The following is a 19,109-nucleotide window of genomic DNA, read 5'->3' as shown; positions in this document are numbered from 1 at the left end:
CCAAACGATTGCCCGTTTGATGTTTAACTTTGTGTACTACCTGCTACACGCCGCCCAACGGTCTTTGATTGCCTGGACCTGCATCGATACCGCCAATACAGATCCAGCCCAAAGATTCGCCTGATGACAATGCGACTTACGCACCGCCTTCAGGACTTGATTCAATACAGCTAGCTTAATTACGCAGCCAGTGTCGACTGATCGACACGAACGCCGGCACCCATTGTCGAAGACAGGGAAACCTTGCGCAGGTATACACCCTTGCTGGTAGCTGGCTTAGCTTTGCTCAATGCGTCGATCAGTGCCAACAAGTTGGACTTCAGTTCTGCATCGCTAAACGATTTACGACCGATAGTTGCGTGAACGATACCGGCTTTGTCGGTACGGTATTGCACTTGACCGGCTTTTGCATTCTTGACGGCAGTAGCAACGTCAGCAGTCACGGTACCAACCTTCGGATTTGGCATCAGGCCGCGTGGTCCCAGGATCTGGCCCAGGGTACCAACGATACGCATGGTATCTGGCGATGCGATCACGATGTCGAAAGGCATGTTGCCGGCTTTGATTTGCTCAGCCAGGTCGTCCATACCAACGATGTCGGCGCCGGCAGCTTTAGCTTGTTCGGCTTTTTCGCCGGAAGCAAATACTGCAACGCGAACGGTCTTGCCGGTGCCAGCTGGCAGCACGACGGAACCGCGAACCACTTGGTCCGATTTCTTTGCATCAACGCCCAATTGGACGGACACATCGATCGATTCATTGAATTTTGCAGTAGCGCATTCCTTGATCAACGCAACAGCGCTGTCAAATGGATATACCTTGGTGCTATCAATCTTGGATTTGATCGCTTTTGCGCGTTTAGTTAACTTAGCCATTACAGACCCTCCACCGTGATGCCCATCGAACGAGCAGAACCGGCGATAGTACGTACGCCAGCTTCCAGATCAGCACCAGTCAAATCGGGCTTCTTCAAGGTAGCGATTTCTTCTGCTTGCTTACGGGTGATCGAACCGACTTTGTCGGTATGCGGCTTAGCCGAACCCTTGGTGATACCAGCAGCCTTCTTGATCAGGATCGTTGCCGGAGGAGTCTTCATCACGAATGTGAAGGATTTGTCGGCGAACGCTGTGATCACGACTGGAATTGGCAGACCTGGCTCAACACCTTGGGTCTGGGCATTAAATGCCTTACAGAATTCCATGATGTTCAGACCGCGCTGACCCAGTGCTGGACCAATTGGTGGGGATGGGTTTGCTTTACCAGCTGGAACTTGCAGCTTGATAAAACCAATGATTTTCTTTGCCATGATGGCTCCTGATTGTTGTGAGTATTAGCGCCCGGTCGATCAAACCACGATCTGATCTAGTGGGGCTCCTCTTACTGCATCGAATTCCATGAGGTTTAATTCATGACGCTCCGAACGGCGTTTAATTTGTTGTTCTTCTTGTTACTGGTATTAATTATTACTGTGCTATCTGCTATCTAGCCCGGCAAAACCAGGTCAGACCTTTTCAACCTTGTCGAACTCCAGCTCAACCGGTGTAGCACGGCCGAAGATGGTGACGGTCACGCGAACGCGCGATTTTTCGTAATTCACTTCTTCCACGTTGCCGTTGAAGTCGGTGAAAGCACCTTCCTTGATACGTACCAGCTCGCCAACTTCATACAAGACCTTAGGCCGCGGCTTCTCGATGCCGTCTTGCATCTGCTGCATGATCTTGTCGACTTCATGCTGCGGAATCGGGGTAGGCTTGTTCGACTTGCCGCCGATGAAACCGGTTACCTTGTTGGTGTTCTTGACCAGATGCCAGGTTTCGTCGGTCATTTCCATCTCAACCAGAACATAGCCTGGGAAGAAACGACGTTCGGTAACGGCTTTCTGGCCATTCTTGACTTCAATCACTTCTTCAGTCGGCACCAGGATCTGGCCAAACTGTTCTTGCATTCCAGCGCGGTCGATCCGCTCGGTCAGCGCGCGTTGCACGCTCTTTTCCATACCGGAATAAGCATGCACCACATACCAGCGCTTTTTGCCCGCTGGCGCCGAAGGCGTCACAGCAGGCGGAGTTGCTTGCGCATCGTTTTGTGTGCTATCGCTCATTATTGTTTCCAACCCAAAATCACGTCGTACAACAAGACCTCGAGGAGCTTGTCGATGCCCCACAAGAAAATTGCCATTACCAGCACAAATGCGAAAACGATGGCAGTGATCTGCATCGCTTCCTTGCGGGTCGGCCAAACAACTTTTTTGGTCTCACGCACGGCTTCTTTGGCAAAACCAAGGAACTCACGACCTTGGGTCGAAGTCCATGCCAGCGCGACTGCCACCACCAAACCGGCAACCAGTGCACCAGCGCGCACCAGACCAGACTGGCCCGACAAAAAATAAAAGCCGACAACGCCGGCAACGACAGCCAAAACTGCCAGTATTACTTTGAGCTTGCTACCGGCTTCGCCGACAGTTTGCACAGGGTGGTTAGACATACGCGGCTTACTTTCAGTAACTTCAGTACCCTACACCTGAATCGGTGGCAGGGGCGGAGGGCATCGAACCCCCAACCTCCGGTTTTGGAGACCGGCGCTCTGCCAATTGAGCTACACCCCTACGCTTAAAACACTTTATCTGAACGGCTTGGCCAGCCAACTTGATACTTAACGTTTGCATACCATTCAGACATCAACGCCGCGAGGCGGGAATTTCCCGGGTCGCGGCGATTACAACTTTTTGCTATTACGCGTCAGGCAGGATCTTGGCAACAACACCCGCACCAACAGTACGGCCACCTTCGCGGATCGCGAAACGCAGACCTTCTTCCATCGCGATCGGGTTGATCAACATCACGGTGATCGACACGTTATCGCCTGGCATCACCATTTCTTTGTCTTTCGGCAACTCGATCGAACCAGTCACGTCCGTTGTACGGAAGTAGAACTGTGGACGATAGTTGTTGAAGAAAGGTGTATGACGGCCGCCTTCGTCTTTCGACAGAACATAGATCTCGCCAGTGAAATGCTTGTGTGGCTTGATCGAGTTCGGCTTAGCCAATACCTGGCCCCGCTCTACGTCTTCACGCTTGGTACCGCGCAACAACACACCTACGTTGTCGCCTGCCTGACCTTGGTCCAGCAGCTTGCGGAACATTTCAACGCCAGTACAGGTTGTATCTTGAGTATCACGGATACCGATGATTTGCAGGGCTTCGCCAACCTTGACGATACCGCGCTCGATACGACCGGTCACCACAGTACCGCGGCCGGAGATCGAGAATACGTCTTCCACTGGCAGCAGGAAGGCGCCGTCAACAGCACGTTCCGGTGTCGGGATGTAAGTATCCAGCGCTTCAGCCAGTGCCATGATGGCTTGCTCGCCCAATGGGCCAGTGTCGCCTTCCAGAGCCAGCTTCGCCGAACCCTTGATGATTGGCAGGTCGTCGCCCGGGAAATCATACTTGGTCAACAGCTCGCGCACTTCCATTTCAACCAGCTCGAGCAACTCTTCGTCGTCGACCATGTCGGCTTTGTTCAGGAACACGATGATGTATGGCACGCCAACCTGACGCGACAACAGGATGTGTTCACGCGTTTGTGGCATCGGGCCGTCAGCTGCGGAGCAAACCAGGATCGCACCGTCCATCTGTGCCGCGCCGGTGATCATGTTTTTCACATAGTCAGCATGGCCTGGGCAGTCAACGTGGGCGTAGTGGCGGCTTGCAGTTTCGTATTCAACGTGCGCAGTGTTGATCGTGATGCCGCGCGCTTTTTCTTCTGGCGCTGCGTCAATTTGATCGTACGCTTTGGCTTCGCCGCCAAATTTCTTCGACAATACTGTCGCGATCGCTGCTGTCAGCGTGGTCTTGCCGTGGTCAACGTGGCCAATCGTGCCCACATTCACGTGCGGCTTGGTCCGCTCAAACTTGCCTTTTGCCATCTTAGACTCCTAAAGATTTGATGAGAATGTTCAGGCACGCGCCCGACCGTCTTACAGTTTGAAAACCCGAATCAGAAGCTCACGCATTAAATTCGAATCTATTGTGATACTGAACTTTTGAAGCTTCAGCTTCTACAGCGCCCAATGCGAGCACCGAAAACAACTAAATCTGGTGCCCTTGACGTGGATCGAACACGTGGCCTCTCCCTTACCAAGGGAGTGCTCTACCACTGAGCTACAAGGGCTATGCTGTATGCGCACTTATTGGCAACTACACCAACAACACGCCCAACTTTATATTCTTACTGATTCTTGCTAGTTCTTGCAAAATCTACTGGAGCGGGTGAAGGGAATCGAACCCTCGTCATAAGCTTGGAAGGCTTCAGCTCTACCATTGAGCTACACCCGCGAGATCACTTCAATTCAGCTCACTTCACTTCTACCGCTGCAACAATTTTTTACTGCAACTGCTTTTTACTTCTTCCCAAAATGGTGGAGAGGGCTGGATTCGAACCAGCGTACTCGTAAGAGGGCAGATTTACAGTCTGCTGCCATTAACCACTCGGCCACCTCTCCGCAGGGAACCCCAGATTATAGTAAAGCACCCTTTGAGTGTCAACCATGAAAATTGATTTCTTCTAAAAATTTCTTAGTTTTTTTCAATTTCACCGTCGGATCGTCACCGGGCCTGGCCGGAATCGGAAAAATCGGGGAAAAATGCTTCACCGGCCAAGGCGCAAGATAATATCAGAAACGCGTCTCGCGTGCAGCTCTTAAAAACCCATCGAGTATCGGCGTGCAATCCAGCAACTGCGGGCCGCCGGCGCGATGGAATTCGGGATGCCACTGCAAACCCATGACAAAAGCTGCCTTGCGGTAACGTATTGCCTCAACGATATTGTCGCTGCCGGAGATCGCCTCTACCGTCAGGTCGCGCCCCAGGTCGCGCACCGCCTGATGATGGATGGAATTGACCACCCACTCGTTTTGCTCGCTGCCATGGCTATTGAACAAAGTTGCCAACGAGGAACCCGGCGGGAACTGGATCGCATGGTGCAGCCGGTCGTATTCGTCGTTCACATGCTTGATCGAGGTAGGGACATCGGTCGCGATGTCTTGGTACAAGGTGCCGCCGAAGGCAACATTGATCAACTGGCAACCGCGGCAAATCCCCAGCACCGGTTTGCCTGCTTCGATGAATTCATGCAGCAGCTCCAGCTCGTACATGTCGCGCACCCGGTCGCCGCCCCATTCGGGCCGGGTGGCAGCTTGCGCATAACTTTGCGGCGAGACGTCGGCGCCGCCTTGCAACACCAGGCCGTCCAGGTGCTTGGCGTAGTCGCGCAGCCGGATCGAGCTGGGATGGACCAGGCCATTGGTGTTGACGGTAGGAATCATGAATACCAGCACATTGCGCGACATGACCCACTGCGCGATGGATTCCTCCAGATATTGCAGCGTCCGGCCACGCAATCCTTTGGCGCCCTCTTCCGGATGGAAGATCCGCGCCGAAATGCCGATCTTCAAGGTCCGTTGCATCATGCGCCGGCCAGCCTTGTCCGACAACGCACGGAAACGCGCCGCGATCAACTTCCAGGTCTGTGGCCACGGCGGACTGTCGTCGCCGCCCGGGCCGGATGCCCGGAAGGGGCTGGCTGCGGCAGGCTGGGGCGCGGCATGGGCGTGAATCGGTTGTTCGGCCTTCATCGGCTCGGCTGCAGCTGGCTCAGGAGGGGTAACAGGCTTCGCGTCGACGGCGGCATCAGGCGCCGACGTCGAGGCTTGCTGGGCAGGGTCGTTTGATTGGGGATCTTTGGCGTCAGACATAGTTGTCAGAAATTGTCAGAAATAAATAAATTTGAGGAAGTGCTGCTAGCATGTCCGCTGCAAGCAAAAATAATGCCCTGGCGCCGGACCTGGTCCAAATCAGTTCGCCAAAGTATAGACTTGATTCCTGTGTGAGCAATGTTTTCAGTATCAGTTCATCCAGTGTTACGCATTCTTACCATTTAGCCCGCAACCATCATCGCTCGTCATGACTAAACCACCGCAAATCCTGATCTTGTACGCGCACCCGACGCCGCATCACTCGCGCGCCAACCGGCGAATGGCCGAAGCCGCCGCCAAAGTGCCCAATGTACACGTACACGATCTGTACGAGCTGTATCCGGATTTCCATATCCCCGTACGGCGTGAGCAGGCGCTGGTGGCACAAGCCGACCTGATCGTGTTCCAGCACCCGGTCCAGTGGTACAGCATGCCGGCGCTGCTGAAACAGTGGCTCGACTGCGTATTTACGCCTGGCTGGGCCTATGGCGCGGGCGGCGACGCCTTGCACGGCAAGGATTTCTGGCTGGTCGCCACCACCGGCGGCTCGGATCGCTCGTATCAGACGGAAGGTCATAATCTGTTTCCCTTCTCGGCGTTCCTGCCACCGTTCCAGCAAACTGCGCAGTTATGCGGCATGCGCTGGTTACCGCCGCACCTGCTGTTTGGCGCACATCAAGTCAACCAGAAAACCCTGGCAGCGCACATCGAGATCTACCGGAAGCGCCTGGCGAATTACCCGAACTGGCCGGAACTAGTGGCAGTAGAGCCATTGACATCGCTAACAGGCGCTTGATTTATGGGGAAATCGAATAACCTTCCTTGCGTCGTTCCCGCGCACGCGGGAATCCATCTTAGTTGCAATGTCATGCTGCAACTTGGATTCCCCACCTTGGTGCCCGCGTGCGCGGGGATGACGGAATTTTAAAAGCCACCTTATGGAAAAAAACCTCCTGTTCAACGCATTGATTTACCTGGCGGCGGCGGTCGCAGCAGTGCCGATTGCCAAACGCCTTGGCTTGGGTGCGGTGCTGGGCTATTTACTGGCCGGCATGGCCATTGGCCCCTGGGGCTTGCGCCTGATCGACAATGTCGAAGACATCCTGCATTTCTCCGAATTCGGCGTGGTGCTGCTGCTATTCATGATCGGCCTGGAGCTTGATCCCAAGCGCCTGTGGTCGTTGCGGCGCTCGATTTTCGGCTGGGGCACGGCCCAGGTGGCGACGGTTTCGCTGGCGCTGTTCGGCGCCGCCGTGGTTGCGGGGGTCGACTGGAAAACCGCGCTGATCGCCGCGCTCGGCATGTCGCTCTCGTCCACCGCCATCGCGCTGGCTACCATCAACGAGCGCAAGCTGAACGCCACTCCCGCCGGCAATGCCGGCTTTGCCATCTTGCTGTTCCAGGACATCGCGGCGATCCCGATGATCGCCATCGTGCCGGTGCTCGGCGTTGCGGCCGCCCACGGCAGCGGTGAAGGCTGGATCGGCGGCCTGAAGGTGGTGGCGGTTATCGCCACGCTGATCATCGGCGGCCGTTATCTGATCCGGCCCCTGATGCGCATTATTGCCCGCACCGGACTGCGCGAAATTTTCACTGCATTCGCGCTATTGCTGGTGATCGCCATCGGGCTGCTGATGGAATCGGTAGGCATGTCGATGGCATTGGGCAGCTTCCTGGCAGGCGTTCTGCTGGCCGATTCGGAATATCGGCATGCGCTGGAAACCGATCTGGAACCGTTCAAAGGCTTGCTGCTGGGACTGTTCTTCATTGCGGTCGGCATGTCGGTCGATTTTGGTTTGCTGCTAAGCCAGCCGTGGCTGATCCTGGGCCTGGTGGCCGGCTTCCTGGCGATCAAACTGGCGGTGCTGTATCTGCTCAGCAAAGTGTTTCAGATCGCCCGTGCCCAGCAATTCCTGTTTGCGGCATTGCTGTCGCAAGGCGGCGAATTCGCGTTCGTGGTATTCGGCGCTGCCGCCACCGCCCGCGTGTTTTCGCAGGAAACCTCGTCGATCCTGGTGGTAGTGGTGGCCTTGTCGATGGTCACTACACCGTTGCTGCTGGTGATTTACGACAAAGTCATCGCGCCGTACTTCCTGGCCGCGCAGAAACGTCCCGACGATGAAATCGATGACAATGAAAATCCGGTCATCATCGCCGGCTTCGGCCGCTTCGGGCAGATCATCGGCCGCCTGCTGCACGCTAACAAGATCGGCCTGACCGTGCTCGATCACGATCCCGACCAGATCGATATGCTGCGTAAATTCGGCTTCAAGGTATTCTATGGCGACGCCACCCGTATGGACCTGATGCGTGCCGCCGGCATCACCAAGGCGCGCCTGCTGGTAGTGGCGCTGGATGACATCGAAGGCAGCCTGAAGCTGGTGGCGGCGGTGCGGCGCGTGGTCCCCGATCTGCCGATCGTCGCGCGGGCGCGCAACGTTTCACATTACTTTGACTTGATGGATCTGGGCGTCACCGTGATTGAGCGCGAAACCTTCGAGTCGGCCTTGCAGCTCGGACAGCAGGCGTTACGCAAGATGGGCTTCGGCGCCTACCGGGCACGCCAGGCCGCAATGAAATTCCGCGCCCATAACCTGCAAACCCTGCACGATATGTACCCGCACCAGAAGAACCAGAAAGAACTCGTCTCGATCGCCAAGAAAGCGCGCGAGGAACTGGAGGAAATGTTTGCGCACGACCGCATCTTGCGTGAAGACATGCCCGTCAGCGGCTGGGACGATGAAATAATACCGATGGATCAAACACCAACATCACAGGAACCGACATGATCACGATCTACCATAATCCGCGCTGCTCGAAGTCACGCGAAACACTGGCTCTTGCCGAGCAATACTGCAACGAGCATAAGATCAAACTGGAAGTCATCGATTATCAAAAAACGCCGCTGACTTTGGCGCAACTGAAAACCCTGCATAGCCAGCTAGGCGGACCGGTCAGCGCCATGGTGCGCGACAATGAGGCTGAATACGCAGAGCTCAACCTGGTCCAGGCCGACGATGCAGCATTGCTGCAAGCGCTCGCCGCGCATCCGAAACTGTTGCAGCGGCCTGTCGTGACTTACCAGGATCGGGCGGTGATCGCGCGGCCGCCCGGCGTGTTCAACGAGCTGCTCGACACATAAAACATCAGGTAGGATGGGTAAGCTTTTTTGCCCGCGTGTTTCAAGTTGCCCGTGCGTTTCAGGTTATTTTGAGGTCCGCGTGGGCATATGTGCCCGCCCTACAACAACCGGACCAGCAGGAACAGTACTGTCGACAGCAGGATTGTGGACGCGAACGGCAAGGAGAATTTCTTGCCGAACAGGGTAAATCGCACATCGCCGGGCAAGCGGCCGAGGCCGAGTTTTTCCAGCCAGGGCAACGCACTGGAAAATACGATGACGGCGACGAAAATCACCAGCATCCAGCGGATCATCTTGTACTCATCATCTTATGCTCATCATCTTGCACTCAAAGGCGGTGACTGCGATCGTGGCTGGCAAAGCGCGCCGGCAACTCGGCATTGATGCCTACTGCCAGAACCTTGAACAACTCGCCCATCTCGGCCGGCGACACCAGTTTTTGCAAAGCATTGGCTTGCGGCAGATAGGCAAGCGCATTCTCTGGCGGCGTGCGCAGCAATAATTTGCCGATCCCGGCTTCCAGCAGGAAAGCAGCTTGACTGCTATAGCCCAGCAGATCCAGCCCGGTATCGAGGGCGGCGACTGCCATCGCGGTGAAATCGACGTGCGCAGTGACGTCCTGCAAACCCGGCAGGTAAAACGGATCGGGATGGGCGTGATGACGGTAGTGGCACATCAGCGTACCTTGATCGCGTTGCTGCAGATAATATTCCGCGGCGGGGAAACCATAGTCGATGAACAGGGCAACGCCGCCCTGCCCCGCCTTCAGCATCGTGCCCAGCGAGCGCATGAAACCGATCGCCACCGGATGCACTTCAGTCAGATGGCCTACAGTCAGTGATTCTGCATCGGGGATTTGCGCTATCAACGCCGGTTCAGCCGGACGATCGATGTAGATAAATTGACCATCGCCGCCATCCGCACCGGTTTGGCTCAGGCCGACTCCGCGCTGGAGCCAGCCTTCAGCGCCGCGCAGCACCAGTTCGACCGGCATTGCATCCAGCACTTCGTTGCCGATCACCACACCGGAAAAGGACTCGGGCAAGCGATCCAGCCACTGCACTTGCGGAAATGCCTGCAATTTGAGCTGCTGACGCGCCCGCAACTCAGCTGACAATTCGACAATGTAATAAGCTTGCAGTCCGACAGACCCGTTTTCGCCGGAGGCCAATTCGGTCAGGATGTCATAGGCGAGCTGACCGCTACCCGCGCCGAATTCCAGTATCTGCGGCTGCAGCGCAGGCGACGAAACCAGTAATTCTGTTGTCAAATGGGCCAAAGTTGCGCCAAAAAGCGGCGTAATCTCGGGCGCGGTTGTAAAATCACCGTCTTTGCCCAATTTTGCCGCGCCGCCGCTGTAATAACCGAGATCCGGCGCGTACAGCAGCAGTTCCATATAACGCGCGAATGAAATCCAGCCATGTTGCAGGCGGATTTCAGTGGCGATCAGATTGTGTAACAGGCGCGATGCGCGCTGTGCTTCGACCGAAGCTTCGGGTAATTGCAGTTGCATGGCGCTATTGTAGAAGATAACGCCAGGCTGAAAGCAATCGAAGCTATTGAAACAGTGCAAATAAGTGTCTGGCCACGCGTCTGGAATCCCGTTCAGCGATAATGATCAGATAACATTCGTGCATAAATTTGCACACCTGAATTTGCGAACATGAGTTTGCGTAAATGAATCTGCCTACACCCATGCCTACACCAGTTGCCCCAACCGTTGCCCTTGTCACCGACGCCGCCAGTCCGGTCGGCCGCGCCGTTGCGCTGGCGCTGGCGCAACGGGGTTGGCATCTGGCGCTGCATTATCAGGATGACAGCACAGCGCCGGCGCTCTCGGCATTGGTGCAGGAATGCCAGGCGCTGGGCACGCAGGCCGTCGCCATCCAGTGCGGGCTGACCGAGGAAACTGAAATAAATACGCTGCTACCGCGTGCGATGCAGCAACTCGGCGGACTCGGTTACATCAGCTGCATCGTCAATAATGCCAGCCACATGGAACACGACAACCCTGCCAGCTTTTCCTCGGCAAGCCTGGAGCGTCACATGCAGAACAATCTCGCCGCCCCGATCCTGTTGGCGCAGGCGCTGTATGCTGCTACCCTCAAGAACGAAGGCGCGCAAGCGGTGGTGATCAATGTGCTGGATCAAAAGCTGTTCAACCCCCAGCCGGATTTCCTGTCGTATACACTGTCAAAAGCAGCGCTGCACAGCGCCACCGCCTTGCTGGCGCAGGCTTACGCGCCGCAGCTGCGGGTAGCAGGCGTTGCCCCCTCATTGACCATGCCATTGACAACAAACGGCCAGCAACCGAGATTGCCGGCCACTTTAGAAGACATCGCGGCGACAGTTTGTTTTATCGCCTCCTCCTCCGCCATTACCGGCAGTACACTAGTGGTCGATGGCGGCCAACATTTGTATCCCGACCCACGGGACCAAGGTGCCGCTCACGGCAAATCATCCCATCCTCACTGAAAATATCATGCTCTCCGCACTCATCCACCCCGACCTTAGCGATTGCCGCCGCCTGTTCCTGCGCGACTACGAAGTGCAGATCAATATCGGCGTCTACGAATCCGAAAAACAAGGCACGCAACGCGCGCTGATCAATGTCGACCTGTTTGTGCCCCTGGCTTTGTCGACGCCCACCAAAGATCATGTGGATGACGTGCTGGATTACAATTTCATGCGCAATACCGTGGCAAAGCGCATGGCGCAAGGCCATATCCATTTGCAGGAAACCCTGTGCGACGACCTCGTCAACGCCATGCTGCTGCACCCGAGGGTGCGCGCGGTACGGGTATCCTCCGAGAAACCTGACGCCTATCCCGATTGCCGCTCGGTTGGCGTCGAAGTGTTTCGGATCAAACCGAAAGCCTGAAACCGAATCCCCATGAGTGTCACCATGAATGAGCTATTGAAACAGGAAGTCCTTATGCAAGACCCATTATCGGCACTCGCGCCAGTGTCAGCTCAGGCCGACAGCGCCGCGAGCGCTCCCAGCCAGAAGAGCGTCGACAAAGTCGCGCACGAAAACAATAAATTGCACAAGCGCCTGTGCCGCCAGGTTGGCCAGGCGATCGGCGATTTCAACATGATCGAAGACGGCGACAAGGTGATGGTCTGCCTGTCCGGCGGCAAGGATAGTTACGCCCTGCTGGATATCCTGATGACCTTGCGCGAACGGGCGCCGATCAATTTCGAGATCGTCGCGGTGAACCTGGATCAGAAACAGCCGAATTTCCCCGACCATATCTTGCCGGCCTACCTGGACAAGCTGGGCGTTGCCTACCATATCGAAAACCAGGATACCTACAGCATCGTCAAGCGCCTGATCCCGGAAGGGAAGACCACCTGCTCCCTGTGCTCACGCCTGCGGCGCGGCATTTTGTATCGGGTCGCCACCGAACTTGGCGCGACCAAGGTGGCGCTCGGCCATCATCGCGACGACATCATGGAAACCTTCTTCCTGAACATGTTCTTCGGCGGCAAACTGAAGAGCATGCCGGCCAAGCTGCAATCGGACGATGGCAAGCAAATCGTGATCCGGCCGCTGGCTTACGTGAAAGAAGCCGACCTCAGCCGCTACGCAGAGGTCAAGCAGTTCCCTATCATTCCGTGCGACCTGTGCGGCAGCCAGGAAAACCTGCAGCGCAAGCAGATCAAGGGCATGTTGCGCGATTGGGAAAAGAAATTCCCGGGGCGGGTGGAAAACATTTTCTCCTCGCTGTCGACTGTCGCGCCATCGCACCTGATGGACCGCAACCTGTTCCGCTTCACCGAACTGAAGGCGAGCGGGATTGCCGATCCCAACGGCGATATCGCCTTTGACGACGATCCTTGCTCGACGCCGGCCACAATGGCCAGCATTATTCCGTTACGATCCGTGGATTAATTTGCCCGATCCCCGTATCGGATTCCCGGCCGGACTATATAATCAAAGCGGACCAGCAGCGATCAAGTGCAATCAGCTGGATGCTCGGCTTTATCATCGGCTGAATATCCAGAGCGATTTGCGCCGTTGCATGGTCGGCAACTTATCAGGAGAAGCTCAATGGCAGGGTCCTATGTTCTCAAGAAGTCGGTGGATGGACAGTACTATTTCCTGCTCTACTCTAGCAACGGCGAAGTGGTCCTGAATAGCGAAATGTATGTTGCCAAGGCATCCGCCGAAAACGGCATCGCCTCGGTCCAGAACAACAGCACCCAAGACGACCGCTACAGCCGCAACCAGGCTTCCAACGGCAAATTCTATTTCAACCTGAAAGCGGCGAATCACCAGGTCATCGGCAGCAGCCAGATGTACACCACCACCAGCGCGCGCGACGCCGGCATCGATGCGGTAAAGAAGAACGGCCCCAGTACCGACGTCACAGACGAAGCCTGAACAGGCGGCCAGGCGGCGCAAACGACTGGCGTCTGCGGCGACTATTTGCAACGCTATTTGCAACGCCATTTGCAACTATTTGTAAGCCCTGTATTCATTCCTGACGGCAAACCGTTTAATACCCAGGATCTTTTTCTGGAGACATAAATGAACCGCCGTCGTTTTCAACGTTATCTCGTCTTGTCAGCTGTAGCAGCGGCCACCGCGTCGCTTGCCGGCTGCGTAGTAGAACCGCCCCGCACCCGTGTCGAATACCGCGAAGTCAAAGTAGTGCAAGCACCGCCGGCGCCGCTGGTGGAAGTGGTGCCGCCGGCTCCCTATCCGGATTCTTACTGGATCGCCGGTCACTGGAAGTGGGAGAACAACCGCTACGTCTGGAATAACGGTCATTGGGAACAAGCGCGGCAAAACATGGTGTACCGGCACGCCTACTGGACCAACGAAGGCGGCCAGTGGATATACCATGGCGGCGCCTGGGTAACGATCAACAACACTTACAACAGCGCGCCACCGGTCGTGATCACCGTTGCGCCGCCACCGCCGCGGATCGAAGTCATTACACCGGCGCCTAGTCCTAATCATGTCTGGATCGATGGTTACTGGCGTTGGAACAACGGTCGCCACGACTGGGTCAACGGTCATTGGGAAGCGCGCCGCGACGGTTATTTCTGGGCACCGGGGCATTGGGTCCGCAATGGCAACAGCTGGTCGTTCTCGGGCGGTTTCTGGCAACGGTATTAATCTTCGCCTGATCAGCTTGGCAGACTTGATTTCGCCTCAATGCCGCGCATGCGGTCTTGAGGCGATTTCTTTTCTGCAGTCAAAGCCGCCAGGCCAACCCGGTTGCGTTGTCATCGCCTTATCATGCATGCAATACGCATGCTGATTTTGCAGCTACCGCGCATGATAAAATTTCCCACCAATTCTTTCTCTACCCTTTCCACTACCCTTTCTCTATCGACCATGAACGTTGTCATTCTCGCTGCCGGCATGGGCAAGCGCATGCAGTCCGCGCTGCCAAAAGTGTTGCACCCGCTGGCGGGCAAACCGCTGCTGTCACATGTGATCAGCGCAGCGCGTGCCCTGTCTCCCACCACCTTGTGCGTCATCTACGGTCATGGCGGCGACGCCGTACCGCGCTCGCTGGCAGCTGCAGACCTGGTGTTCGCCAAACAAGAGCCGCAACTCGGCACCGGACATGCAGTGGCGCAAGCCGCCTCGCATCTGGACGACGCCGTGCCTACCCTGGTGCTCTATGGCGATGTGCCTCTGATCGCCAGCAGCACGCTGCAACGGCTGATCGACAGTGCCGGCAACGACAAACTGGCAATCCTGACGGTAGATCTGCCTGACCCGACCGGTTACGGCCGCATCGTCCGTGAACACAACAAAATCGTCAGCATCGTCGAGCAAAAAGACGCTTCGCCGGAGCAGCGTGCAATCCGGGAATGCAATACCGGCATCATGGTGGCGCCAACCGCGCAATTCAAAAAATGGCTGGCGGGCCTGTCCAACAACAATGCCCAAGGCGAATACTATCTGACCGATATCGTCGCCAGCGCCGTCGCTGACGGCACACCCGTGGTATCGGCCCAGCCTGACACTGTCGCGGAAACCCTCGGTGTCAACAGCAAGGTGCAACTAGCCGAACTGGAGCGGATCCATCAACGCAGCGTCGCCGAACGTTTGCTGGAACAAGGCGTCACCCTGCTCGACCCGGCGCGCCTTGATGTGCGTGGCACGCTGAAATGCGGACGCGACGTCAGCATCGATGTCGGCTGCATTTTCGAAGGTGAAGTCAGCATCGAAGACGGCGCTGTCATCGGCGCCCATTGCGTCATCAAGAATGCCCGCATCGGCCGCGACGCCAACATCAAACCGTTCTGCCACATCGAAGATGCGGTGGTCGGCGCCGCTTCCCAGATCGGGCCTTATGCACGCTTGCGGCCCGGCACCGAACTTGGTGAGGACGTCCATATCGGCAATTTCGTCGAAGTCAAAAACAGCCAGATCGCCGCGCACAGCAAAGCCAATCACCTGGCCTATGTCGGCGATGCCACGGTGGGGTCGCGCGTGAATATCGGCGCCGGCACCATCACCTGCAACTACGACGGCGCCAACAAATTCCGCACCATCATCGAAGACGACGCTTTCATCGGCAGCGACAGCCAGCTGGTGGCGCCGGTGCGCGTGGGCAAAGGCGCGACCCTGGGTGCCGGCACCACGCTGACCAAGGATGCGCCGGAAGGCAAGCTGACTGTCTCGCGAGCACGCCAAATCACGATCGACGGCTGGCAGCGGCCGGTGAAGATAAAAAAATAAAACCAGAAGCAAAAACAGAAACAGATGGAATGAATGAACGCCGGTTACGACCGGCGTTTTCTTCTATACGGCCAGCCGCGTATCGAACTTACTGCGGTAAATCGAAAAATACGTCCGCACGTTGCGCACGTTCTTTTGCGCGGCAAACAGCTGGTGCGCCAGCGCGTGGTACGCCGCCATATCCGCCACTTGCACCACCAGCACGAAGTCCGGTCCCGGCGACACCCGGTAACATTGCAACAGCATCGACTCATTCGCCACCAGCGCCTCAAACTCCTCTAAGCGTTCCGCGGCTTGATTATCGAGCGTGACTTCAACAATCGCCGTCAGGCCGGCGCCAACCTTGTCGGGCGCCACAATCGCCACTTGCCGCAAGATGATGCCGGCATCGGTCAGACGTTTAACGCGCCGCAAACAAGTCGGCGGCGACGCATGCACCTGTTGCGCCAGCTGATGATTGGTTTGCGCTGCATCGACCTGCAATGCATTCAAAATCCGCTTATCCAGCTCGTCCAAAACAATATCCATATGGAAATATGCAATTTATTGAATAAATTAAAGTATAAATGAAATAATATTCCACATAGTTTATGCAGTGAAATATTCAGTCAAATATCAATGAATTTAGTAATCATATTTCATAAGCGCTGGCCTAAGATACGCCCATTCACCTAATCAACGAGGAAAGCCATGTGCGGTATCGTCGCAGCAGTTGCCCAGATTAATGTCACGCCCATCCTGCTGGAAGGATTGAAACGGCTCGAATACCGTGGTTACGACTCATGCGGCGTGGCCTTGCACGTAGATGGCAAATTGCAGCGTTCGCGCAGCACTTCGCGCGTGGCAGACCTGGAAATGCAAGTCGAAAAAGCCCATCTGTCGGGCTTCACCGGAATTGCACATACCCGCTGGGCCACCCACGGCGCACCTGCAACTCACAATGCCCACCCGCATTTTTCGCGCGACCGCATCGCCTTGGTCCACAACGGCATTATCGAAAACCACGATGAACTGCGGGCCGAACTGCAAGCCGCCGGTTATCACTTCGAAAGCCAGACCGACACCGAGGTAATCGCGCATCTGGTCGACCATATGTATAACGGCGACCTGTTTGCCACCGTGCAGCAAGCCGTACGACGCCTGACCGGCGCCTATGCGATTGCCGTATTCTGCGTGGATGAACCGCACCGCGTAGTCGCTGCCCGCCAAGGTTCGCCATTGATTGTCGGCGTCGGCCAAGGCCAGAATTTCGTCGCCTCGGACGCCATGGCGCTGGCCGGCACCACCGATCAGATCATTTACCTGGAAGAAGGCGATGTGGTCGACCTGCAATTGCAGCGCGTCTGGATCGTCGACGCCGCCGGCAAAGCAGTCGAACGCGAAGTCAAGACCGTACATGCCTACACCAGCGCGGTCGAATTGGGGCCGTATCAGCATTACATGCAGAAAGAAATCTTTGAACAGCCACGCGCAATTGCCGACACCCTCGAAGGTGTCACCGGCATCATGCCGGAACTGTTCGGCGACGGCGCCTTCAACGTCTTCAAGCAAATCGATTCAGTCCTGATCCTGGCATGCGGCACCAGTTACTACGCCGGCCTGACTGCCAAATACTGGATCGAATCGGTCGCAAAAATACCGGTCAACGTCGAGATCGCCAGCGAATACCGCTACCGCGACAGCGTGCCGAATCCAAACTCGCTGGTCGTCACCATCACCCAAAGCGGTGAAACCGCCGACACGCTGGCCGCGCTCAAACATGCGCGCTCACTAGGCATGCAACATACGCTGACCATCTGCAACGTCGCCACCAGCGCCATGGTGCGCGAATGTGCGCTGGCTTACATCACGCGCGCCGGGGTTGAAGTCGGCGTCGCCTCGACCAAGGCCTTCACCACCCAGTTGGCCGCGCTGTTCCTGCTGACGCTGGCGCTCGCGCAAAGCAAAGGCCGCCTCAGCGACGAAGAAGAAGCCGCTCACCTGAAAGCTATGCGCCACCTGCCTGCAGCGCTGCAAAGCGTGCTGGCCCTGGAACCGCATATCGTTGCCTGGGCTGAAGCCTTCGCGCGCAAGGAAAACGCATTGTTCCTGGGTCGCGGTATTCACTACCCGATTGCATTGGAAGGTGCGTTGAAGCTGAAGGAAATTACGTACATCCACGCAGAAGCCTATGCTGCTGGCGAACTGAAGCACGGTCCGCTGGCGCTGGTTACTGAAGAAATGCCGGTGGTGACTGTGGCGCCGAATGATGCATTGATCGAAAAACTGAAATCGAACATGCAGGAAGTGCGTGCTCGCGGTGGCCAACTTTACGTGTTTGCCGATGCCGATTCGCATATCAAATCGAGCGATGGCGTGCATGTGATCCGGCTGCCGGAGAATTATGGTTTGTTGTCGCCGATTCTGCATGTGGTGCCATTGCAGTTGTTGGCTTATCACACTGCGTTGGCGCGGGGGACGGATGTTGATAAGCCTCGGAATTTGGCAAAATCTGTGACTGTTGAGTAGGTTTTGGATATCGACAGCTTCTTTCCTTGAGTAACAAACAAAACGGATATTTACGAGAAGGAAGAAGTCTATTTGTAACTAAAAAATATCATTACGGACAATTATTCCTTACAATTAAAGTCGAAAACATACCAGTGCCAGTCGTGGTTGATACCACCCCTTTGTTTGTCTGGAGCGCAAGGAGCGATCGGCGTGGCATGCGCTACTCCGTCGTCCGCAAATGTTGGTACAGCGTTTCCCGACTGATGCCGAATTCACGAGCGAGTGGTTTTTTTGTTCGCCGGCAGCGGCCCGTTGCCGCAGTCCGGCAATTTCCAGATCGGTGAGCGATTTCTTGCGGCCGCGATAGGCACCGCGCTGTTTGGCTAACGCGATACTTTCACGCTGGCGCTCATGGGTCAGAGAGCGTTCGAACTTGGCGAATGCACCCATGACCGACAGCATCAGGTTCGCCATCGGCGAGTCTTCGCCGGTGAAAGAAAGATGCTCCTTGACGAATTCAATATGTACGCCGCGCTGCGTCAGCGTTTGCACGATGCGGCGCAAATCCTCGAGATTGCCTTCTACCACGCCGTCAGCCAAGTTATCGGCGAATAAAAAAGTCTGACACAAAATAACAATGTTTGACTCAAGATAAAAAAGTTTGACACAAGAACCAACTGCAGGCACTGGCGCGAAATGACCACTGCGCCGATTCTAGCTAATATTCCTTACAATTAAAGTCAAAAACATGACATTACCGGCTTCTACATTAAAGGAGTTGCTCTGAGCAAGATGGCAACCTCAACGGTACAGTAACAAGCAATAGCCTGGCTGTCCGCATTTCAGCAACTCTTGCACGAAAGGTGCATGTTGTGGCGGGACAGCCAGTGGAAGTTTCAAGCGACGATGTCGGCTCAGTCTTTCACTGGAAGCCCGCCCAAAAAATGCTCACATTACAGCAAAGGCTGGCAGCGTTTGATCCGGAGAAGCACTGTGGCGGGCCAATGACTTCT

20 protein-coding genes and 4 tRNA genes are annotated in these 19,109 nt (G+C 56.0%); 10 read left to right on the top strand and 14 right to left on the bottom strand.

Translation table 11 applies throughout. The annotated features are described in order from the left end of the window. Window positions 1–179: 179 nt before the first annotated feature. From rplA to KHU29_RS07600, 10 genes are all read right to left on the bottom strand, one after another. Window positions 180–875, bottom strand: a complete 696-nt coding sequence (gene rplA, locus KHU29_RS07645; RefSeq protein WP_211452242.1) for a 50S ribosomal protein L1 — start codon at window positions 873–875, stop codon at window positions 180–182. Continuing rightward, entirely contained in the window at window positions 875–1,306 is a 432-nt protein-coding gene (gene rplK / locus KHU29_RS07640; RefSeq protein WP_038484621.1) for a 50S ribosomal protein L11, read from the bottom strand. Before rplK ends, rplA begins: the two co-directional genes overlap by 1 nt. 195 nt (window positions 1,307–1,501) lie before the next feature. Next, window positions 1,502–2,101, bottom strand: a complete 600-nt coding sequence (nusG, locus tag KHU29_RS07635) for a transcription termination/antitermination protein NusG (RefSeq protein ID WP_061936347.1) — start codon at window positions 2,099–2,101, stop codon at window positions 1,502–1,504. After that, complete coding sequence (gene secE / locus KHU29_RS07630) at window positions 2,101–2,484, bottom strand: preprotein translocase subunit SecE (RefSeq protein ID WP_092360182.1); 384 nt, start codon at window positions 2,482–2,484, stop codon at window positions 2,101–2,103. The genes nusG and secE overlap by 1 nt, the downstream gene beginning before the upstream one ends. 45 nt (window positions 2,485–2,529) lie before the next feature. After that, window positions 2,530–2,605 (bottom strand) — tRNA-Trp (locus KHU29_RS07625). A 126-nt stretch (window positions 2,606–2,731) separates the two neighbouring features. Next, window positions 2,732–3,928, bottom strand: a complete 1,197-nt coding sequence (gene tuf, locus KHU29_RS07620; RefSeq protein ID WP_211452241.1) for an elongation factor Tu — start codon at window positions 3,926–3,928, stop codon at window positions 2,732–2,734. 170 nt (window positions 3,929–4,098) lie between these two features. Further along, a tRNA-Thr gene (locus tag KHU29_RS07615) sits at window positions 4,099–4,173 on the bottom strand. Window positions 4,174–4,263: 90 nt separating this feature from the next. Then, window positions 4,264–4,337 (bottom strand) — tRNA-Gly (locus tag KHU29_RS07610). An 81-nt stretch (window positions 4,338–4,418) separates the two neighbouring features. Further along, window positions 4,419–4,504 (bottom strand) — tRNA-Tyr (locus KHU29_RS07605). Between the two features lie 171 nt (window positions 4,505–4,675). Next, window positions 4,676–5,755, bottom strand: coding sequence for a gamma-glutamyl-gamma-aminobutyrate hydrolase family protein (locus KHU29_RS07600; RefSeq protein WP_211452240.1), 1,080 nt, complete (start codon window positions 5,753–5,755; stop codon window positions 4,676–4,678). Between the two features lie 208 nt (window positions 5,756–5,963). Between KHU29_RS07600 and kefF the strand changes: the two genes are divergently transcribed. From kefF to arsC, 3 genes are all read left to right on the top strand, one after another. Further along, window positions 5,964–6,551, top strand: a complete 588-nt coding sequence (gene kefF / locus KHU29_RS07595; protein ID WP_211452239.1) for a glutathione-regulated potassium-efflux system oxidoreductase KefF — start codon at window positions 5,964–5,966, stop codon at window positions 6,549–6,551. A gap of 142 nt (window positions 6,552–6,693) precedes the next feature. Continuing rightward, window positions 6,694–8,544, top strand: coding sequence for a glutathione-regulated potassium-efflux system protein KefC (gene kefC, locus KHU29_RS07590; RefSeq protein ID WP_211452238.1), 1,851 nt, complete (start codon window positions 6,694–6,696; stop codon window positions 8,542–8,544). Beyond that, entirely contained in the window at window positions 8,541–8,897 is a 357-nt protein-coding gene (gene arsC / locus KHU29_RS07585) for an arsenate reductase (glutaredoxin) (RefSeq protein ID WP_211452237.1), read from the top strand. The genes kefC and arsC overlap by 4 nt, the downstream gene beginning before the upstream one ends. 98 nt (window positions 8,898–8,995) lie before the next feature. On the opposite strand, the gene KHU29_RS07580 is transcribed toward arsC, so the two are convergent. Both KHU29_RS07580 and KHU29_RS07575 read right to left on the bottom strand, forming a co-directional pair. Further along, window positions 8,996–9,190: a DUF2905 domain-containing protein gene (locus KHU29_RS07580; protein ID WP_211452236.1), complete on the bottom strand. Its 195-nt coding sequence runs from the start codon at window positions 9,188–9,190 to the stop codon at window positions 8,996–8,998. A gap of 35 nt (window positions 9,191–9,225) precedes the next feature. Then, entirely contained in the window at window positions 9,226–10,410 is a 1,185-nt protein-coding gene (locus KHU29_RS07575; protein ID WP_211452235.1) for a class I SAM-dependent methyltransferase, read from the bottom strand. Between the two features lie 182 nt (window positions 10,411–10,592). Here KHU29_RS07575 and KHU29_RS07570 point away from each other — a divergent pair, with 182 nt between their 5' ends. The 6 genes from KHU29_RS07570 to glmU all read left to right on the top strand — a co-directional run bounded on the left by KHU29_RS07570 (window position 10,593) and on the right by glmU (window position 15,606). Continuing rightward, window positions 10,593–11,372, top strand: a complete 780-nt coding sequence (locus KHU29_RS07570) for an SDR family NAD(P)-dependent oxidoreductase (RefSeq protein ID WP_211452234.1) — start codon at window positions 10,593–10,595, stop codon at window positions 11,370–11,372. 7 nt (window positions 11,373–11,379) lie between these two features. Next, the gene (locus tag KHU29_RS07565; RefSeq protein ID WP_211452233.1) at window positions 11,380–11,778 is read left to right on the top strand and encodes a dihydroneopterin aldolase; all 399 of its coding nucleotides are present in this window, start codon (window positions 11,380–11,382) and stop codon (window positions 11,776–11,778) included. A gap of 54 nt (window positions 11,779–11,832) precedes the next feature. Beyond that, entirely contained in the window at window positions 11,833–12,792 is a 960-nt protein-coding gene (gene ttcA / locus KHU29_RS07560) for a tRNA 2-thiocytidine(32) synthetase TtcA (RefSeq protein ID WP_246541675.1), read from the top strand. A gap of 159 nt (window positions 12,793–12,951) precedes the next feature. Then, the gene (locus tag KHU29_RS07555; RefSeq protein ID WP_211452231.1) at window positions 12,952–13,284 is read left to right on the top strand and encodes a YegP family protein; all 333 of its coding nucleotides are present in this window, start codon (window positions 12,952–12,954) and stop codon (window positions 13,282–13,284) included. A gap of 147 nt (window positions 13,285–13,431) precedes the next feature. After that, entirely contained in the window at window positions 13,432–14,025 is a 594-nt protein-coding gene (locus tag KHU29_RS07550; protein WP_211452230.1) for a YXWGXW repeat-containing protein, read from the top strand. 222 nt (window positions 14,026–14,247) lie between these two features. Next, window positions 14,248–15,606, top strand: a complete 1,359-nt coding sequence (gene glmU, locus KHU29_RS07545) for a bifunctional UDP-N-acetylglucosamine diphosphorylase/glucosamine-1-phosphate N-acetyltransferase GlmU (RefSeq protein ID WP_211452365.1) — start codon at window positions 14,248–14,250, stop codon at window positions 15,604–15,606. Between the two features lie 63 nt (window positions 15,607–15,669). Here the strand turns inward: glmU and KHU29_RS07540 are convergent, their stop codons facing one another. Beyond that, on the bottom strand, window positions 15,670–16,134 hold the full coding sequence (locus KHU29_RS07540) for an Lrp/AsnC family transcriptional regulator (RefSeq protein WP_211452229.1): 465 nt from the start codon (window positions 16,132–16,134) through the stop codon (window positions 15,670–15,672). 162 nt (window positions 16,135–16,296) lie between these two features. On the opposite strand from KHU29_RS07540, the gene glmS reads away from it, so the two are divergent. Continuing rightward, window positions 16,297–18,114 carry a glutamine--fructose-6-phosphate transaminase (isomerizing) gene (gene glmS, locus KHU29_RS07535; protein WP_211452228.1) on the top strand — a complete coding sequence of 606 codons (1,818 nt, stop codon included), beginning with the start codon at window positions 16,297–16,299 and terminating at the stop codon, window positions 18,112–18,114. A 114-nt stretch (window positions 18,115–18,228) separates the two neighbouring features. Here glmS and KHU29_RS22510 read toward each other — a convergent pair whose 3' ends face one another. After that, window positions 18,229–18,783, bottom strand: a complete 555-nt coding sequence (locus KHU29_RS22510) for a recombinase family protein (RefSeq protein WP_425514452.1) — start codon at window positions 18,781–18,783, stop codon at window positions 18,229–18,231. Window positions 18,784–19,109: the final 326 nt, after the last annotated feature.

It is taken from the genome of Collimonas antrihumi (assembly GCF_018304965.1).
In the GTDB taxonomy this organism is placed as follows: Bacteria; Pseudomonadota; Gammaproteobacteria; order Burkholderiales; family Burkholderiaceae_D; genus Collimonas; species Collimonas antrihumi.
This window is presented reverse-complemented; position numbering and strand designations above follow the sequence as displayed.

Coding starts and splice junctions, on each gene's coding strand:
- arsC (WP_211452237.1), top strand. CDS start 8,541: ATGATCACGATCTACCATAATCCGCGCTGCTCGAAGTCACGCGAAACA.
- glmU (WP_211452365.1), top strand. CDS start 14,248: ATGAACGTTGTCATTCTCGCTGCCGGCATGGGCAAGCGCATGCAGTCC.
- glmS (WP_211452228.1), top strand. CDS start 16,297: ATGTGCGGTATCGTCGCAGCAGTTGCCCAGATTAATGTCACGCCCATC.
- KHU29_RS07565 (WP_211452233.1), top strand. CDS start 11,380: ATGCTCTCCGCACTCATCCACCCCGACCTTAGCGATTGCCGCCGCCTG.
- kefF (WP_211452239.1), top strand. CDS start 5,964: ATGACTAAACCACCGCAAATCCTGATCTTGTACGCGCACCCGACGCCG.
- tuf (WP_211452241.1), bottom strand. CDS start 3,928: ATGGCAAAAGGCAAGTTTGAGCGGACCAAGCCGCACGTGAATGTGGGC.
- KHU29_RS07540 (WP_211452229.1), bottom strand. CDS start 16,134: ATGGATATTGTTTTGGACGAGCTGGATAAGCGGATTTTGAATGCATTG.
- secE (WP_092360182.1), bottom strand. CDS start 2,484: ATGTCTAACCACCCTGTGCAAACTGTCGGCGAAGCCGGTAGCAAGCTC.
- KHU29_RS07580 (WP_211452236.1), bottom strand. CDS start 9,190: ATGATCCGCTGGATGCTGGTGATTTTCGTCGCCGTCATCGTATTTTCC.
- rplA (WP_211452242.1), bottom strand. CDS start 875: ATGGCTAAGTTAACTAAACGCGCAAAAGCGATCAAATCCAAGATTGAT.
- KHU29_RS07570 (WP_211452234.1), top strand. CDS start 10,593: ATGCCTACACCAGTTGCCCCAACCGTTGCCCTTGTCACCGACGCCGCC.
- KHU29_RS07550 (WP_211452230.1), top strand. CDS start 13,432: ATGAACCGCCGTCGTTTTCAACGTTATCTCGTCTTGTCAGCTGTAGCA.
- KHU29_RS07555 (WP_211452231.1), top strand. CDS start 12,952: ATGGCAGGGTCCTATGTTCTCAAGAAGTCGGTGGATGGACAGTACTAT.
- nusG (WP_061936347.1), bottom strand. CDS start 2,101: ATGAGCGATAGCACACAAAACGATGCGCAAGCAACTCCGCCTGCTGTG.
- KHU29_RS07600 (WP_211452240.1), bottom strand. CDS start 5,755: ATGTCTGACGCCAAAGATCCCCAATCAAACGACCCTGCCCAGCAAGCC.
- ttcA (WP_246541675.1), top strand. CDS start 11,833: ATGCAAGACCCATTATCGGCACTCGCGCCAGTGTCAGCTCAGGCCGAC.
- kefC (WP_211452238.1), top strand. CDS start 6,694: ATGGAAAAAAACCTCCTGTTCAACGCATTGATTTACCTGGCGGCGGCG.
- KHU29_RS07575 (WP_211452235.1), bottom strand. CDS start 10,410: ATGCAACTGCAATTACCCGAAGCTTCGGTCGAAGCACAGCGCGCATCG.
- rplK (WP_038484621.1), bottom strand. CDS start 1,306: ATGGCAAAGAAAATCATTGGTTTTATCAAGCTGCAAGTTCCAGCTGGT.